We start from the raw sequence: 15,489 nt of genomic DNA on the forward strand, positions 1-15,489 counted from the left end.
CTGAAGATCGTCACCAAGCGCCAGCCTACCCCTCAGGAGATCGAGGACATGCTGTTCGCCTTCACTATCGCCAAGCACGTGAAGTCCAACGCCATCGTCTTCGCCAAGGACGGCCAGACCGCCGGCATCGGCGCCGGCCAGATGAACCGACGCGACAGCGCCCGCATCGCCGCCATCCGCGCGGCGGAGGCCGCCGAGACGGCGGGGCTGAAGCAGAGCCTGGCCCTGGGTTCGGCCTGCGCCTCCGAAGCCTTCTTCCCCTTCCCCGACGGCCTGATCCAGGCGGCCGAAGCGGGCGCCACGGCGGTGATCCAGCCGGGCGGTTCGATGGGCGACGCGGCGGTGATCGAAGCGGCCGACGCGCACGGCCTGACCAAGCCGAAGTAGGGGGCGGGGCCACCTCCCCCAGCGGGGGAGGTGCGCGTTTTCCTAGTGCCGGAACACCCGCACGCCGGTGAAGGCCATGGTCACCCCGGCCGCATCGGCGGCGGCGATGACCTCGGCGTCGCGGATTGAGCCGCCGGGCTGGATCACCGCCGTGGCCCCGGCTTCCGCCGCTTGGATCAGGCCGTCGGCGAAGGGGAAGAAGGCTTCCGAGGCGCAGGCCGAACCCTGGGCCAGGCTCTGGGGCAGGCCGGCGGTTTCAGCGGCTTCCGCCGCGCGGATGGCGGCGATGCGGGCCGAGTCGCGACGATTCATCTGGCCGGCCCCGATGCCGGCGGTCTGGCCGTCCTTGGCGAAGACGATGGCGTTGGACTTCACGTGCTTGGCGATGGTGAAGGCGAACAGCATGTCGGCCACCTCGGCCTGCGTCGGCTGGCGCTGGGTGACGATCTTCAGGTCGGCGGCGGTCAGGTGTGAATTGTCCCGGCTCTGGACCAGGAAGCCGCCGGCCACCTGCTTGAAAAGGTCGCCGGTGCTCAAGGGGTCTGGCATGCCGCCGGTGATCAACAGGCGCAGGTCCTTGCGCCTCGCGAACATGGCGATGGCCTCGTCGTCGGCCCCCGGCGCCACCACCACCTCGGTGAACACCTTGACGATCTCGCGGGCCGCCTCGGCGGTCAGCCGCTGGTTCACGGCGACGATGCCGCCAAAGGCCGAGACCGGATCGCATTGCAGGGCGCGCTCATAGGCCGTCTTCAGGTCGGCGCCGAGCGCCACGCCGCAGGGATTGGCGTGCTTGATGATGGCCACGGCCGCGCGATCATGGCCCGCGAACTCGGCGACCAGCTCGATGGCCGCGTCGGTGTCGGCGATGTTGTTGTAGCTGAGCGCCTTGCCCTGCAGCTGGCGGGCGGTGGCGACGCCGATGCGCGGGTTCTCCTCGCGGTAGAAGCTCGCCGACTGATGCGGATTCTCGCCATAGCGCATGGTCTGGACCAGCGTCCCGGCGAAGGCCCGGCGGCGCGGGGCCTCATCGCCCAGTTGCTTGGCGAACCAGGTGGAGATGGCCGCGTCATAGGCCGCCGTGCGGGCATAGGCGCGGGCGGCCAGCCGCTTGCGCAGCTCCAGGCCCGTGGTCCCCTGGGTCTTCAGCTCCTCCAGCACCTCTTCGACATCGGCCAGCTCGGTGCAGACGCAGACATAGCCGTGGTTCTTGGCGGCTGAACGGATCATGGCCGGGCCGCCGATGTCGATGTTCTCGACGGCGGTCTCGAAATCGGCCCCGCCGGCGACGGTCTGCTCGAAGGGGTAGAGGTTCACATAGACCAGATCGATGCCGCCAATGCCGTGGTCGGCCATGGCCTTGGCGTGGTCGGGCGCGTCGCGGACGCCCAGGAGGCCGCCATGGACGATGGGGTGCAGGGTCTTGACCCGGCCGTCCATCATCTCGGGGAAGCCGGTCAGGTCGGAAATGTCCTTCACCGCCAGGCCGGCGGCGGCCAGGGCGGCCCGCGTGCCGCCGGTGGAGATCAGCTCGACGCCGTGGGCGGCCAGCACCTTGGCCGCCTCGATCAGGCCGGTCTTGTCGGAGACCGAGATCAGGGCGCGGCGGATCGGCGCACGGTCGGGAGCTTGCGGGAAATCGGGGGCGGCGGGCATGGCGTTCTCCTGGGAAACCAACACGGAAACGCCCAGGCGCGCGGCAGAAGACCCCGCGCTCCCCGGTGGTGTCCCACCTTCAATCGCCAGTTACGCGGATGGCGGGGGTCTAGGCCCAGCCGAGGGTCGCGTCAATGCGGCGAGGCCTCAGTGCGGCGGGGGCCAGGCCTCCGCAGCGGCGAGCTTCCAGCGCACCCGGGCGCCGGCGTCGAGCCGGGCGTGACCGCGCAGCACCACCTGGTGGGCGCGGCGGGGCTGGCCGTCCTGGAAATAGACCGAGGTCTCGACCGACACCTCCTGGGCGTCGTTGCGCAGCCACCAGCCGGTCTCCTGGCCCTCGGCGCGCAACAGCACGCTGCGGCCGTCCCGGGCCAGGCTGGCGCGGACATCCGGGTGGACGTGGAAGCGCAGGAAGAAGGGGGCGAAGCGCCGGGCGCCCTCTGCGGCGGCGGCGTCGGTCAGGGGCGTCAGCCGGTCCTCGCCGCGCAGCTCGTCGGCGCCCAGGTCCAGGAACAGCCTGCGCTCGTGGCGCAGGCGGAAGGCCTTGGCCCAACCGTCGTGGGACAGCTCGAGCCACAGCCCGCCCTCGCCCTCGTGCTTGCGTTGCTCCACGGCGTCATAGACCCGGGCCAGACGCGCGCCCAGGGCGGCGGCCTGGAAGCCGCGCAGGGGATCACCGCAGCTGGCGTCGGCGATCGACAGGGTCGAGGCGCCGTCAGCCAGGCGCAGGCCCTGGGGCGCGGCCGCGATCGGCGACCAGGCGCAGGAGGTGATCAGCCGCTTGCCGTGGGCCAGCACCTCGACGGCCAGGGGCTGGGCGCAGGCGGTGACGCTCCAGGGTCCCTCGGCCGGCGGGGCGGCGTCGGCCAGGAGCTGCAGGCTCTTGCTCTCCATCCGGTGATAGCCGTTGCGGGTGGCCGGCAGGCGACCCTGCTCGTCCTCGCTGGCCCGGGCGGCGGCGACATAGGACCGGGTCAGGGCCTCGCCCCCCTGCAGGGCCGGCAGGCCGCCGTCGGCCAGGGTGAAGAACCGCACCGCCCCGGCCAGCCGGTCCATGGCCCGCATCATCTCGTCGGGTCCGGCGACGCCGCGCTGGACCAGGGCGTCGTCCAGGGTCTGCAGGTCGAACAACAGCTCAAGCGCGGCGGCCGGACAGCGGGATGCGTGGCCGCCATCGGGCAGGACGGTGGCCTGCAGGGCGCGTTCCAGCCGGATCAGGCCCCGGTCCATCAACTGTTCCCCGGCCTCTCCCGCCAGGGCCGCGCCGGCCAGGGCCACGGAGACCGCCCGCTCGGCGGCGTGGACGGGCGCGTCCAGCGCGTCCAGCAGGCAGCGGGCCTGGCGGGCGAGATCGAGGGCGATCTGGGCCTTCTCGGCGTCGGAGGCCAGCGCGCAGATCGGATGCGCCGCGCAGGCCAGGTTGAAGACCCGCCGCTCCAGGAGCTCCGGGTCCCAGGAAAAGCCGTTCCAGCGGCCGAACACCCGGCTCCAGTCCAGCGCCAGGCGCAGGCCCTCGGCGCAGCCGGCCTGGCCGGTGGCGATCAGGTCGCCCATCCAGTCCAGCCCGTGCAGGGACTGGGCGAAGCGTTTGGAGGGGCTGGGCCGGTCCCAGGGATCGCCGCGCACCCCGGTGTCCAGGGTGACGCCGCCGAACTGGAAGCGCCCGGCCAGGACGCGACGTCCGGATTCCAGGTCGACGGGACGCGGATCATGCGGCGTGGCGGCCAGGCCGGTCGGCCGGGGACGGGTCAGCCGCCAGCGGTGCCAGGGATTGCCGGTCCATTCGCGGATCAGCTGCCGGCGCGCGCCCAGCGCCAGGGCGAGCGCGAAGGTCCCCCCGGGCAGGCGCGTCAGAGCCGGAAGCCCGCCCGCCATGGCCAGGTCCTATCCGCCGCGCAGGGCGGCGATGTTGGCGGCGTAGGCCTGCGCCCCGCCCTTGAACACGGCGGTGCCGGCGACCAGGGCCGTGGCCCCGGCGGCAATACAGAGCGGCGCGGTCTCCGGCGTCACCCCGCCATCGACCTCCAGTGGAATATCGCGGCCCGTGGCGTCGATCATCTCCCGCAGCCGGGTGATCTTGGCCAGCTGGGAGCGCATGAATTTCTGGCCGCCGAAGCCCGGATTGATCGACATCACCAGGATCAGGTCGACCTCGTCCATCATCCACTCGATCACCGAGGGCGAGGTCGAGGGATTGAACACAACGCCGGCCTTGGCGCCCAGCTCGCGGATCCGCTTAAGGGTGCGGTTCAGGTGGGGGCCGCTTTCCGGGTGGACACTGATGATGTCGGCGCCGGCCTCGGCGAAGGCTTCCAGGAACGGGTCGACCGGGGCGATCATCAGATGCACGTCCATCGGGATCGAGACGTGGGGCTTCAGCGCCTTCACGATGTCGGGGCCCAGCGTGATGTTCGGCACGAAGTGGCCGTCCATGACGTCGATATGCAGCCAGTCGGCGCCCGCCGCCTGGACGGCCCGCGCTTCCTCCCCCAGGCGCGCGAAGTCCGCCGCCAATATGGAGGGCGCGATGATCGGGGTGCGTGCGGTCATGTCTCCGGATTAACCGCGCCGCGCGCCCCGGCCAACCCCTCTATTGACCGCTGCGGTGGAAACGCACGGCATAGAAGCCGTCGCAGCCGCCTGGACGCTGGTGCGGCAGCAATCTGAGCGCGCCATTGGGCGCCAGGCTCGCCTCGGGCGCGCCGGCCTCGCCCGGCGTGGCGGGCTGAATTGTGAACTCAGGATGGCGGGCCAGGAAGCCTTCCGTCTGGGCCTCGCCCTCCTCGGGCTCCAGCGAACAGACGCAATAGACCAGCCGTCCGCCGGGCTTCACATGGCCGGCGGCGGCGTCCAGCATCCGCGACTGCACGGCGGCCAGCGAAGCGATGTCCCCCGGCCGCGCCGCCCACAGCACATCGGGATTGCGCCGGAAGGTGCCGGTGGCGGAGCAGGGGGCGTCGAGCAGCACGGCGTCGAAGGTCCTGGGATCGCCCCAGGCGCCGGCGTCGGCGACCACGGTCTCGGCGGAAAGGCTCGTGCGCTCCAGGTTCTCCTTCAGCCGCTCCAGCCGGGCGGCGGAGCGATCCAGGGCGGTGACGGTCGCCCCGGTGGCGGCCAGCTGCAGGGTCTTGCCGCCGGGCGCGGCGCAGAGGTCGAGCACGGTCTGGCCGGCCTGGGCGTCCAGCAGGCGCGCCGGGATCGCCGCGCTGGCGTCCTGCACCCACCAGGCGCCGTCATCGAAGCCCGGCCAGGCGGAGACGTCGCCGCGCAGAGCCGTACGCAGCGTGCCGCTAGGCAGGACCTCGGCCTCAAGGGCCTCGGCGAGGCCGGCGTCTGGGGCCTTGAGCGACAGGTCGGTGGCAGGCTCCTGGGAGATGATCGCGGCGATGGCGCGGGCGGTCTCCTCCCCGTGGGCGCTGCGCCAGCGGGCGAACAGCCAAGGCGGAGCCAGGGCCTCGGGGTCGCTCATGTCCGGCGGGTCGCGGGTCAGGGCGCGCAGCACGGCGTTGACCAGGCCCTTGAACGGCCGGGTCGCGGCCTGGGAGGCGGCGAGGCCGACCGTGGCGTCGACGGCGGCATAGGCCGGGGCGCCCATGGCGAAGGCCTGGGTCGCGCCCAGCCGCAGGATGTTGCGCACGGCCTCCGGCGGCGGCTTGGCCAGCTTGGCGTCCAGGGCCCGATCGATGGGGCCCAGATGGCGCAGGGTGGCCAGCGTCAGGGCGCGAGCGAAGCCGCGGTCGCGCGGCTCCAGCCCCCGGAAGGCGCCGGTGCTGGAGGCTTCCTCCAGGCCGGTGCGGCGGGCGAGCGCGGCGGTCAGCAGGTCGAGGGCGGCGCGGCGGGCGGCCAGGCCGCGGATTTCGCCGCCGTCTTCTGAGGTGTTGAGATCGGTCACCGGCGCGGCGTGCCCCCTTCGGAGCCCGGGCGCAAGCCCGCCGGCGTCGAATTCGCCCGCCAAGGTCGCGGCGACGGGGTGGAATCGGCGCGAATCCCGCGTCCCTTCCCCCTGGCCGGCTCCATGCGGAAGCCCTAGATATCAGCCATGACCGAAGAGACCCCGCCCCACGCCGCACCGGACAAGGTGCTGACCCCCGCCGCCCGCCGGGCGCTGGAGGAGGCGCAGACCCGCCGCGCCGCCGCCGCCCTGGCGGCCCCGCCGCCGGAGGAGGGCGGTCCGGCGGGGCCCGAGCCCACGCGCTTCGGCGACTGGGAACGCAAGGGCATCGCCGTCGACTTCTGAGGCGAGTGCGCCTCGCCCCTCAGGGGCGAGCAGTCGCTCCAACCCCCGCGCCCGCCTAGGATTTTGCAGAAATCCGGCGGAGTTGCGGCCCATGTCCCTGTTGAAGTCCATCCTGGCGCGGAGCCTGGCGGTTCTGGCCCTGATGTCGGCGGCCTGGGCGCCCGTGGCCGTCGCCGCCGATCTCTATGTGCCCACCTATGGTTATGCGGCCCAGCACTATGGCGCCCCGCGCGCCTGTTGCGGCGCGCCGCCCTGTTGCGCCCAGGCGGCTCCGCCCCCCTGCCGCGACCCTCGCGCCTGCGGTCCCTGCGACTGCGTCGGCGCCATCACCCTGGGTCCGGCCTTCGGCTATGACGGCGGGGTCGGCCCGATCCCGGAAGGCGGCTATGGCGGTGGCGGCTACATGGTGATGGACGGCGGCTTCGCCGGGTCCGGCGCCTCGTCCAGCGCCAGGGCCAGCGCGCGCGCCTCGGCTTCGGCGTCGGCCAGCAGCCAGGTCAGCATCCGGATGGGCGGCGGCGGACATGGCGGCCACGGCGGTGGGCATGGTTCAGGCTGTGGGTCCTGCTCAGGCCACCCCTGAGGCGCGATGTGCGACAATTCGTCCACAAGACTGCAAAGCCGCGCCGACCTGACAGCAGAGCTTGAGGCCGGGTCTTCGGTATGACCGGGTCTCGCCGCCTACAGTTTCGCCAGAATCGAGAGGTTCGCGCCCAAGACCGAAAATCGACCTCCGTATATTATGGTTCACAGGTATCTCTCGCATCACTCTACGAAGGTAGAGCCGGAAATATATCTTGAATGACCAAAAGTATGACGGGATATATAGTTATACAATACTAAGCCCGTTGCCGCGCACAACCTGCGACAAATTGGGTCGTTAAGTTCCGTTTACCACGCCTATGCGCTGCTATCCGCCAAGTTGAACCACAACAGGGGCGGACAATGCTCATGCCATACAAACGCGTCTTGTGCCTCACCGCCGGCCTCGCGCTGCTGGCCGCCACGCCCGCCGCGGCGCAATCCATCGACTATGGCTCCCTGCAGGAGCTGTTCGGCGAGGCTGTGACCACCTCGGCCACCGGCTCGCCCCAGCGCTCCACCGAGGCGCCGGTCGACATGACCATCATCTCGGCGGCCGACATCAAGCGCTCGGGCGCCACAGACATCCCCACCATCCTGTCGCGAACCGCCGGGGTCGACATCCTGCCCTTCGCGGCCGGCGCCGCCGAGATCAGCGTGCGCGGCTATGATCAGGCGCGCTCGCCCCGGATGCTGGTGCTGGTCAATGGCCGCCAGGTCTATCTCGACCACTTCGGCTACACCGACTGGCACACCCTGCCGGTGGCGCTCGAGGAGATTCGCCAGATCGAGCTGGTGCGCGGGCCCAACAGCGCCCTGTTCGGCTTCAACGCCGTCTCCGGCGTGGTCAATATCATCACCTACAACCCGAAATTCGACCAGGCCAACAGCGCCTCGGTCCAGGCCGGCGGCCTGGGCTACGCCTCGGCCAGCCTGGTCCAGACGGTGGCGATGGGCCCAGGCGTGAGCGGCCGGCTGTCGATCAGCGCCGACAAGCAGGACGAGTGGTCCAACTCCAACCCGGCGATCCTGGCGACCCAGCTCTCCAATCCCTGGGCGACGCGCGCCGCCGCCGATGTGGTCGCCGAGATCGCGCCCAGGACCGACCTGCGCATCGAGACCTCCTGGTCCAATTCCGGCCAGACCGAGATGCTGTCGAGCTATTCCTATGTCGCCCACCGGGTGAAGACCGGCTCGGTCAAGGCCACCCTGGACGCCGACACCGCCTATGGCTCCCTCCAGGCCCAGGCCTATATCAACCAGCTGGATTCCCTGGCCGCCCCCCTGCACTACAAGAACACCATCTGGGTGGCCAAGCTGCAGGACCTGCTGAAGATCGGGACCGCCCACACCGTGCGGCTGGCGCTCGAATATCGCGACAACAAGGTCAATACGACGCCGGTGGTCGGGGGCGAGGTCGGCTATACGGTCCTCGCGCCCTCGGCCATGTGGAACTGGCAGGCCAGCCAGAAGCTCGCCCTGACCGCGGCCGTGCGCCTGGACAGCCTCAAGCTCAGCCGCACCGGGACCTTTCCCGTCGGGGTCAAGGTCACCAACAACGCCGCCTGGGACAAGTCGATCGACAAGGTCAGCGCCAATCTGGGCGCGGTGGTCGCCATGACCGATGTCGACACCCTGCGGCTCACCGCCGCCCGAGGCGTCCAGGCCCCGACCCTGGTCGAACTGGGCTCGCGCCAGGTGCTGCCGACCACCGCCCCGCCCAAGGGTGTGGCGACCCTGGGCAATCCCAACCTGCAGCCGGCCCTGGTGACCAGCTATGAGATCGCCTACGAGCGCGAGCTGCCCCAGATCCGCGCCCGGGCCGGCCTCAAGGCCTTCGCCCAGACCACCGAGGACGTGAAGAGCGGGGTCTCCAAGCTGCAGATCGACATTCCGGCGACGGCCACGACCTATCCGGCCATCACCTATCTCAATATCGGCAAGTCACGGATGAAGGGCTTCGAGCTCCAGGCCAGCGGCAAGCTGGGCCAGGGGTTCCGCTGGAGCGCCGACACCACCTATGTCGACATCGAGGACAAGCCGATCGCCGGCTACAATCCGATCACGCGTCTGGCGGCCTTCGGCGAGACCAGCCCCAAATATCGCAGCAACCTGTCGCTGGGCTGGACCAACACGCGCTGGACGGTCGACACCTATGTCCACGCCGTCTCGAAGTTCAACTCCTACACCGCCACCCAGACCCTGGAACCCGTGGCCGGCTACACCTCCGTGGCCGCGCGGGTCGGCTATCAGACCGCCTCGGGACTCACCTTGGCGGTCAGCGGCCAGAACCTGCTGGATGACGGCCAGTTCCAGGCCAAGTCCACCGGCCTGGCGGCCCAGCGCCGGATCCTGTTCTCGGTGAGCCGGAGCTGGTGAGCGCCCTGGCGGGGGTTCAGGCCCCCGCCATCTCCGCGATGATCCGGCGCGCGGCGGTCTGGGGATCGTTGGCGCCGGTGATCGGCCGGCCGCAGACGATGTGCGAGGCGCCGGCCTTGATGGCGTCGGCCGGCGTCGCCGCCCGGGCCTGGTCGTTCTTGGCCGCCCAGTCGGGCCGCACGCCCGGCGTCACCACCAGGAAGTCCTTGCCGCCGATGGCCCGGGCGAGCGCCGCCTCATGCGGGCTGGCCACCACCCCGTCGCAGCCGGCGTCCAGCGCCTGGTGGATGCGGCGTTCGACCAGGGCCTTGGCGGTCGCGGCATAGCCCATCTCGACGAGGTCGGCGTCCGACAGGCTGGTCAGCACGGTCACCGCCAGGATCTTCAGGTCCGATCGCCCGCGGCCGCGCACGGCCGAGGCCATCACCTGCGGCTCGCCATGCACGGTCAAGAGGTCACAGCCGGTGTCGGCCAGCACGGCGGCGGCTCGCTGCACCGTGGTGCCGATGTCGTGCAGCTTCCAGTCCAGGAACACCTGCTTGCCTTGGGCCTTCAGCGCCCGGGCGAGCGCCATGCCGTCGGTCGCGAACAGCTCCAGCCCGACCTTGTAGAAGCTGACCGCCTCGCCCAGGGCCTCGACCACCGCGCGGGCCTCGTCCGTGGTGGGCAGATCGAGCGGCACGATCAGGCGGGGATCGGCCTTGACCGGCAGGTCGGCGACGAGGCTGGACATGGGCGGGCTCCAGGCAGGATGAGCCCGCCTCCAGCAAGAGGTCGGCGGGCGCGGCGAATTGGGCTAAGAGCGACCCATGAGCCCTCAGAACTTCGCGGTCAACTTTTTCGTCGCGCTCTTCGCCCTGATCGATCCGATCGGAAACGTGCCCCTGTTCGCGGCGGCGACGGCCGGCGTGCGCGGCAAGGATTCACGGCTGATCGCCATCTATATCGCGATCTTCGTGCTGTTCTTCCTGACCTTCTTCTACTTCACCGGCGTCAGCCTGCTGGCCTTCTTCGGCATCTCCATGCCGGCCTTCCGGATCGCCGGCGGCATCATCCTGTTCCTGCTCGGCCTCGACATGGCCCGCGAGGACTTCGTCGCCACCTTCTCCGGCGCGGGTGACGGCGAGGTCGGCGAGGGCCGGGCTCATGCGCGCAAGCGCTTCGAGCGGATGATCGTGCCCTTCGCCATGCCGCTGCTGATCGGCCCGGGCGCCATCTCCACCGTGGTGATCTACGCCAGCGAGGCCAAGGACTATGGCCTGGCCGGCGCGGCCGTGGGCCTGGGCGTCATCGCCGCCATCTCGCTGTCGGTGATGCTGTCCTTCTGGGCCAGCCCCTTGATCAGCCGGGTCATGGGCCGCATCGGCATGACCATCGTGGTGCGGGTGCTGGGCCTGATCCTCTGCGCCATGGCGGTGCAGTTCGTCATGGCCGGGATCGCCGACGCCACCCACGGGGTGATCCTGAAGAAGGCCTCGGCCCCCTATCAGGACGCGCTCTGACCCTCGCCCCGTCCCAGCGGCGCCTCGAACCGGTTATAGGGATACTGGTCGCAGATCTCGTCGGCGAAGAAGTCGTCGCGCGAGCCGGCGTCCAGGAAGCTGCGGTGCACCTCGCCCGGCACCCCCACATAGATGTAGGCGCAGCCGTCCTCGAACTGGATGGTCAGTTTGGCGCGCCCCGCGTCATAGGCGATCGCCGCGATCGAAAGGGACTCGGGTTGCATCCGGGACCTCCTGGATGGCCGTGGGTTTGAAGGAAAACGCCCGGACGCCGCAGGAAGGTTCCCGCGAGACGTCCGTTATGCGAACTTCACCATCAAGCGGCCGACACTCAAATCCAGGGCCGAAACAGGGGGAACATATGGAACCGCACTACGAAGTCGCGATCGTCACGCTTTTGGCGCTGCTTGTCTATTTCTGGATGGGGATGCGGGTGGGCGGCGCCCGTCAAAAAACCGGCATCAAGGCCCCGGCCATGACCGGCGACCCTCATCTGGAGCGAAATGTCCGGGTCCAGGCCAACACCTTGGAGTGGCTGCCCATCTTCCTGCCCAGCCTGTGGTTGTTCGCGGTGTTCTGGGATGACCGGATCGCCGCCCTCGCCGGTCTGGTCTGGATCGTCGGGCGCATCCTCTACGCCCTCGGCTATGTCGCCGATCCGGGCAAGCGCGAGCTGGGCTTCCTGGTCCAGTCCCTGGCCGTGGCCGTCCTGCTGTTCGGGGCGCTGGGCAAGATCGCCTGGACGATGGTCTCGACCGGCACCTACTGAGCAAGCCTTTCGGACGCGGCCCGGGCGGTCTATCTGGCGGGCGACATGACCGCGCCACCCGTCGATCCCGCCCGCTACGCCGCCTTTCTGGGGGTGATGGTCGTCATGGCCATCACCCCTGGACCGGCCAATGTCTTCGCCATCGCCACCGGGGCTGAAAAGGGCAAGGCTGCGGCCCTGACCGCCGTGGCGGGGATGAACGCGGCCACCCTGGTCTGGTTCTCCGCCGCCGCCCTCGGCCTGGGCGGACTGATCCTGGCCTTTCCCCGCGCCTTCCACCTGATCGCCCTGGCCGGCGCGGCCTATGTCGCCTGGCTGGGCCTGAAGACCCTGATCGCGGCCCAGAAGGGTGGCGGCGGCCTGGCCCGGCTGAGCGTCAGGCCCGGGCGTTCGGCCTTTCGCGACGGCTTCACCGTGCAGATCTCCAACCCCAAGGCGGTGCTGTTCTTCACCGCCGTCCTGCCGCCCTTCCTGGACCCGGGCCGACCCCTGCCGGCCCAGCTCCTGGCCTTCGGCTGCGCCACCATCGGCTTCGACATCATCTCGATGAGCGCCTATGGCCTGGGCGGCGCCGCCCTGGCCGATCGCATGACCGAGCCCCGGTTTCGGCGGATCTTCCAGACCGGAGTCGGGCTTCTGTTATGCGCGGCGGCGACGCTGATGGCGCTGCGCCACTAGTCGCCAGCCCTTGGCCGCACCTCCATTTTGGGGGCAACATCTTGAATAAGCGCACGAAAGACCCGATTTGGGTCCGGCCCGAAACGGGTGCGTCAAGATGTCCAGCCAAGTCTAGCCCCGGGGGGCGGACGAGAAATTCCCGCCGGCCCTACCGCGCCTGAACTTGCTTAATGCTCTAAGTCATCCGGCCGGAACGCGAGTGTTCACCAAAAACACTCCGCGCAGGATTGTCCAAAATCGTGATCATCATTGCTAACGCACCCACCATCCTCTGGTATGGCCGGCACAAATAGCTGTTTAACCGAAAGTATGGCGAGATATGGTGTCAGTAATGGAGAAACTATATTTGCTATTTGAGTGTAGAAACGTCGGGCATATTTGAATTTCGCTTTAGGTCGCGTCATGTTTCCGCTCATCGGCCTGTCATGGGCGAGGGGAACAGATGCACACTCAATTCAAGACATCGCTGACGGCGCTCGCCGCAGCGCTGGCGCTCGCGGCGCCAGGGATCGGCCACGCCGACGCGGCCAAGGACCTTGGGGTGGCGGGCCGCGCGCTCACCTTCCTGGAGAACGGTCCGACGGGGAAGGCCACGCTGGGCGTGGTGTTCGATCCGTCCAAGCCAGCCTCGGTAGCCGAGAAGAACGCGGTCATGGCCGCGATCGGCGCGGGCTACGCAGCCGGGTCCCTGACCCTGGTGGGCAAGCCGATCGAAGCCGGCGACGTGGCCGGCGCCAGCGGGGTCCAGGCCCTGTTCGTGACCGGGGGCGTGAACTACGCCGCCGTCGGCGCCGCAGCCAAGGCCAAGAAGCTGATCGCCATCGGCTCCGATCCGGCCTGCGTGCGTTCGGGCGGCTGCGCCATGGGCGTGTCGACCGATCCGAAGGTGGACATCACCGTCAACCGGGCCACGGCCGCGGCCGTGGGAGCGAGCTTCAAGGCCGCCTTCCGCATGATGATCAACGAAATCTGAGCGGGGGCCCAGACATGAACAAGACCCATCTTCTGACTGGCGTCGCCGCCAGCTTCGCGCTCATGGCCGCCATGCCGGCGGCCGCGCAATCCATCGACTACGGCTCCCTGCAGGAGCTGTTCGGCGAGGCCGTGACCACCTCGGCCACCGGTTCGCCGCAGCGCTCGACCGAAGCTCCGGCCGACATGCAGATCATCTCGGCCGATGAGATCCGCCGCTCCGGCGAGACCAGCCTGCCGGGCATCCTGCAGCGGGTCGCCGGCATCGACGTGCTGAACCACTCGGCCGGCCAGTCGGACGTCAATGTCCGTGGCTATGACCAGGTCTCCTCGCCGCGCCTGCTGGTGCTGGTCAATGGCCGTCAGGTCTATCTCGACCACTATGGCGTGACCATCTGGGCCACCATCCCGGTCCAGCTCGACGAGATCCGCCAGATCGAGGTCGTGAAGGGCCCGAACAGCGCCCTGTTCGGCTTCAACGCCGTGTCCGGCGTGGTCAATATCATCACCTACAATCCGAAGTTCGACCCCACCAACGTGGTGACCGCCCGTGGCGGGACCCTGGGCGCCAAGAGCGGCTCCCTGGTCAGCACCTTCAAGCTCGGCCAGGCCGTCTCGGCCCGCCTCACGGTGGGCGGCAGCAGCCAGGACGAGTGGGCGAGCACCCGCGCCCAGCCGACCAAGGACCAGCTTCACGATCCCCGGTCGGCCTCAGCCAATCTGGACGTCGTGGCCCAGCTCGCTGAGAAGACCGAACTGCGGATGGAGGGCTCCTGGTCCAACATCCAGGAAGACAGCCGCGCCGCCGGCGCCTCCTACTCCGTGGTCAAGATGATCACCAATTCCGAGAAGGCCACGGTCACCTCGGACACCCAGCTCGGCTCGATCCAGGCCCAGGTCTATCAGAACCAGCTGACCGCCAAATACTCCATCGCCGGCGGCATTTTCTGGAAGAACACCATCACGGTGGCCAGCCTGCAGGACCTGTTCAAGGTCGGCACGGCCCACACCTTCCGGCTGGGTGGCGAATATCGCCACAACACCTTGAATGTCGCCCCGGTCAACAAGGCCGACGTCAGCTATGACGTGGCGGCGCTGTCGGGCATGTGGAACTGGCAGGTCAATGACAAGCTGACCACCACTGCGGCCATGCGGGTCGACAAGATGTCGCTGGACCGCTCCGGGCCCTTCCTGCCCCGCGCGCCGAACGGCAATAACGCCCTTTGGAACCGCGACATCACCGCGACCAGCGCCAACGCCACGGTCGCCTGGCGGCCGACCAGCGCGGACACCTTCCGGCTGTCCTATGCCCGCGGCGTCCAGGCGCCCAGCCTGATCGAACTCGGCGGCCTCGAGCTGCCGATCGCGGCGGGTCCGATCACCCTGGACATCGTCGGCAATCCCAAGCTGCGGCCCTCGATCGTCACCAACTACGAGCTGGCCTACGACCACGACTTCGCCCCGATCAAGGCCAAGCTGGGTGTGCGCCTGTTCAACCAGGACTGGAAGGACATCAAGACCGGCATCAGCACCGGCTCGTTGGACTTCTATCCCAGCGCCACCACCAATGGCGGCTTCACCCAGATCAACGGCCTGGACTCCAAGCTGAAGGGCGCGGAAGTGACAGCCACCGGCCGGTTCACCCCCGAGCTGGGCTGGCGCGCCGACTACACCGCCACCAGCGTGAAGGACTCGCCGTTCGCGGGCATCAACACCTTCGCCCGGGGCGTCGCCTTCCAACAGACCACGCCGAAGGCGCGCGGCAATATCGGGATGGACTGGGAGCATGGGGCTTGGGAGGCTGACGCCAACCTGCACTATGTCGGCGACTACAAGTTCCAAGATGTGGTCACCAGCGCCCTGACCCCTGTGAAGGCCTATGCCAGCCTCTCGGCTCGGCTTGGCTACAAGACCGCCAACGGGATCACCCTGGCGGTCGCCGGACAGAACCTGCTGAGCGATCGTCAGAACCAGACCAGCGGTCTCGCCGCCGAGCGGCGCGTCCTGCTCTCCGTCAGCAAGGCTTGGTGACCCCCCGTCGCCTAGCCTGACCTGGAGCCGGCTCCGCAACCCCCCCTGCGGAGCCGGCTTTTCCTTCAGATCCTCAAGGGCGCGGCTGATTCGATCGGGTCGCGGGCCCAGCGGAACTCACATCCCAGCGGTTTTCGACCCCTGCGACAAACTGTCCAGAACCAGTATTGGCCCCAAGCTCAGTCATGACTTCAGGGGCTGTCCTACCCAAGTCATGCCAATTGAACCCATCGGACATGACAAATACAAATTGCGACAACGGGCGATCGATCTAGCTATTACCAAAGCAAAATCGC

14 protein-coding genes, 1 pseudogene and 1 riboswitch are annotated in these 15,489 nt (G+C 69.1%); of the genes and pseudogenes, 9 read left to right on the top strand and 6 right to left on the bottom strand.

What is annotated here, in order from left to right; all coding sequences use genetic code 11:
- Positions 1–387 (top strand): annotated as a pseudogene (gene purH, locus Q7P21_RS02380) (bifunctional phosphoribosylaminoimidazolecarboxamide formyltransferase/IMP cyclohydrolase); the annotation flags it as partial.
- A gap of 42 nt (positions 388–429) precedes the next feature.
- Here the strand turns inward: purH (Q7P21_RS02380) and purH (Q7P21_RS02385) are convergent.
- The 4 genes from purH (Q7P21_RS02385) to Q7P21_RS02400 all read right to left on the bottom strand — a co-directional run bounded on the left by purH (Q7P21_RS02385) (position 430) and on the right by Q7P21_RS02400 (position 5,935).
- Complete coding sequence (purH, locus tag Q7P21_RS02385) at positions 430–2,043, bottom strand: bifunctional phosphoribosylaminoimidazolecarboxamide formyltransferase/IMP cyclohydrolase (RefSeq protein ID WP_304175573.1); 1,614 nt, start codon at positions 2,041–2,043, stop codon at positions 430–432.
- Positions 2,044–2,066: 23 nt separating this feature from the next.
- Positions 2,067–2,147, bottom strand: a riboswitch (ZMP/ZTP riboswitch).
- 43 nt (positions 2,148–2,190) lie between these two features.
- Positions 2,191–3,918 (bottom strand): heparinase II/III family protein, encoded by a 1,728-nt coding sequence (locus Q7P21_RS02390; RefSeq protein WP_304163868.1) that lies wholly within the window; start codon positions 3,916–3,918, stop codon positions 2,191–2,193.
- A 9-nt stretch (positions 3,919–3,927) separates the two neighbouring features.
- Positions 3,928–4,593 carry a ribulose-phosphate 3-epimerase gene (gene rpe / locus Q7P21_RS02395; protein ID WP_304163867.1) on the bottom strand — a complete coding sequence of 222 codons (666 nt, stop codon included), beginning with the start codon at positions 4,591–4,593 and terminating at the stop codon, positions 3,928–3,930.
- A 40-nt stretch (positions 4,594–4,633) separates the two neighbouring features.
- On the bottom strand, positions 4,634–5,935 hold the full coding sequence (locus Q7P21_RS02400) for an RsmB/NOP family class I SAM-dependent RNA methyltransferase (RefSeq protein WP_304175575.1): 1,302 nt from the start codon (positions 5,933–5,935) through the stop codon (positions 4,634–4,636).
- Between the two features lie 147 nt (positions 5,936–6,082).
- On the opposite strand from Q7P21_RS02400, the gene Q7P21_RS02405 reads away from it, so the two are divergent.
- From Q7P21_RS02405 to Q7P21_RS02415, 3 genes are all read left to right on the top strand, one after another.
- Positions 6,083–6,280: a DUF1674 domain-containing protein gene (locus tag Q7P21_RS02405; RefSeq protein WP_304175577.1), complete on the top strand. Its 198-nt coding sequence runs from the start codon at positions 6,083–6,085 to the stop codon at positions 6,278–6,280.
- Between the two features lie 91 nt (positions 6,281–6,371).
- The gene (locus Q7P21_RS02410) at positions 6,372–6,863 is read left to right on the top strand and encodes a hypothetical protein (RefSeq protein ID WP_304163862.1); all 492 of its coding nucleotides are present in this window, start codon (positions 6,372–6,374) and stop codon (positions 6,861–6,863) included.
- Positions 6,864–7,231: 368 nt separating this feature from the next.
- Positions 7,232–9,241, top strand: coding sequence for a TonB-dependent siderophore receptor (locus Q7P21_RS02415; protein WP_304175579.1), 2,010 nt, complete (start codon positions 7,232–7,234; stop codon positions 9,239–9,241).
- A 16-nt stretch (positions 9,242–9,257) separates the two neighbouring features.
- On the opposite strand, the gene pyrF is transcribed toward Q7P21_RS02415, so the two are convergent.
- Entirely contained in the window at positions 9,258–9,974 is a 717-nt protein-coding gene (gene pyrF, locus Q7P21_RS02420) for an orotidine-5'-phosphate decarboxylase (RefSeq protein WP_304163858.1), read from the bottom strand.
- 76 nt (positions 9,975–10,050) lie between these two features.
- Between pyrF and Q7P21_RS02425 the strand changes: the two genes are divergently transcribed.
- Entirely contained in the window at positions 10,051–10,743 is a 693-nt protein-coding gene (locus Q7P21_RS02425; RefSeq protein ID WP_304163857.1) for a MarC family protein, read from the top strand.
- Here the strand turns inward: Q7P21_RS02425 and Q7P21_RS02430 are convergent.
- Positions 10,728–10,967, bottom strand: coding sequence for a KTSC domain-containing protein (locus tag Q7P21_RS02430; protein ID WP_304163855.1), 240 nt, complete (start codon positions 10,965–10,967; stop codon positions 10,728–10,730). The genes Q7P21_RS02425 and Q7P21_RS02430 overlap by 16 nt on opposite strands.
- A gap of 137 nt (positions 10,968–11,104) precedes the next feature.
- On the opposite strand from Q7P21_RS02430, the gene Q7P21_RS02435 reads away from it, so the two are divergent.
- From Q7P21_RS02435 to Q7P21_RS02450, 4 genes are all read left to right on the top strand, one after another.
- Positions 11,105–11,512 carry an MAPEG family protein gene (locus Q7P21_RS02435; protein ID WP_304163853.1) on the top strand — a complete coding sequence of 136 codons (408 nt, stop codon included), beginning with the start codon at positions 11,105–11,107 and terminating at the stop codon, positions 11,510–11,512.
- 45 nt (positions 11,513–11,557) lie between these two features.
- Positions 11,558–12,190 (top strand): LysE family translocator, encoded by a 633-nt coding sequence (locus Q7P21_RS02440; protein ID WP_304163852.1) that lies wholly within the window; start codon positions 11,558–11,560, stop codon positions 12,188–12,190.
- A 442-nt stretch (positions 12,191–12,632) separates the two neighbouring features.
- Positions 12,633–13,163 (top strand): hypothetical protein, encoded by a 531-nt coding sequence (locus Q7P21_RS02445; protein WP_304163850.1) that lies wholly within the window; start codon positions 12,633–12,635, stop codon positions 13,161–13,163.
- A 14-nt stretch (positions 13,164–13,177) separates the two neighbouring features.
- Positions 13,178–15,193 carry a TonB-dependent siderophore receptor gene (locus Q7P21_RS02450; protein ID WP_304163848.1) on the top strand — a complete coding sequence of 672 codons (2,016 nt, stop codon included), beginning with the start codon at positions 13,178–13,180 and terminating at the stop codon, positions 15,191–15,193.
- Positions 15,194–15,489 lie beyond the last annotated feature (296 nt).

Origin of the sequence: Phenylobacterium aquaticum (assembly GCF_947378715.1) — a bacterium.
GTDB lineage: Bacteria > Pseudomonadota > Alphaproteobacteria > Caulobacterales > Caulobacteraceae > Phenylobacterium > Phenylobacterium aquaticum_A.

Bases quoted from the DNA above. Each gene is read 5' to 3' on its own strand.
- purH (WP_304175573.1), bottom strand. From the start codon at position 2,043: ATGCCCGCCGCCCCCGATTTCCCGCAAGCTCCCGACCGTGCGCCGATC.
- Q7P21_RS02390 (WP_304163868.1), bottom strand. From the start codon at position 3,918: ATGGCGGGCGGGCTTCCGGCTCTGACGCGCCTGCCCGGGGGGACCTTC.
- rpe (WP_304163867.1), bottom strand. From the start codon at position 4,593: ATGACCGCACGCACCCCGATCATCGCGCCCTCCATATTGGCGGCGGAC.
- Q7P21_RS02405 (WP_304175577.1), top strand. From the start codon at position 6,083: ATGACCGAAGAGACCCCGCCCCACGCCGCACCGGACAAGGTGCTGACC.
- Q7P21_RS02410 (WP_304163862.1), top strand. From the start codon at position 6,372: ATGTCCCTGTTGAAGTCCATCCTGGCGCGGAGCCTGGCGGTTCTGGCC.
- Q7P21_RS02415 (WP_304175579.1), top strand. From the start codon at position 7,232: ATGCCATACAAACGCGTCTTGTGCCTCACCGCCGGCCTCGCGCTGCTG.
- pyrF (WP_304163858.1), bottom strand. From the start codon at position 9,974: ATGTCCAGCCTCGTCGCCGACCTGCCGGTCAAGGCCGATCCCCGCCTG.
- Q7P21_RS02425 (WP_304163857.1), top strand. From the start codon at position 10,051: ATGAGCCCTCAGAACTTCGCGGTCAACTTTTTCGTCGCGCTCTTCGCC.
- Q7P21_RS02430 (WP_304163855.1), bottom strand. From the start codon at position 10,967: ATGCAACCCGAGTCCCTTTCGATCGCGGCGATCGCCTATGACGCGGGG.
- Q7P21_RS02435 (WP_304163853.1), top strand. From the start codon at position 11,105: ATGGAACCGCACTACGAAGTCGCGATCGTCACGCTTTTGGCGCTGCTT.
- Q7P21_RS02440 (WP_304163852.1), top strand. From the start codon at position 11,558: ATGACCGCGCCACCCGTCGATCCCGCCCGCTACGCCGCCTTTCTGGGG.
- Q7P21_RS02445 (WP_304163850.1), top strand. From the start codon at position 12,633: ATGCACACTCAATTCAAGACATCGCTGACGGCGCTCGCCGCAGCGCTG.
- Q7P21_RS02450 (WP_304163848.1), top strand. From the start codon at position 13,178: ATGAACAAGACCCATCTTCTGACTGGCGTCGCCGCCAGCTTCGCGCTC.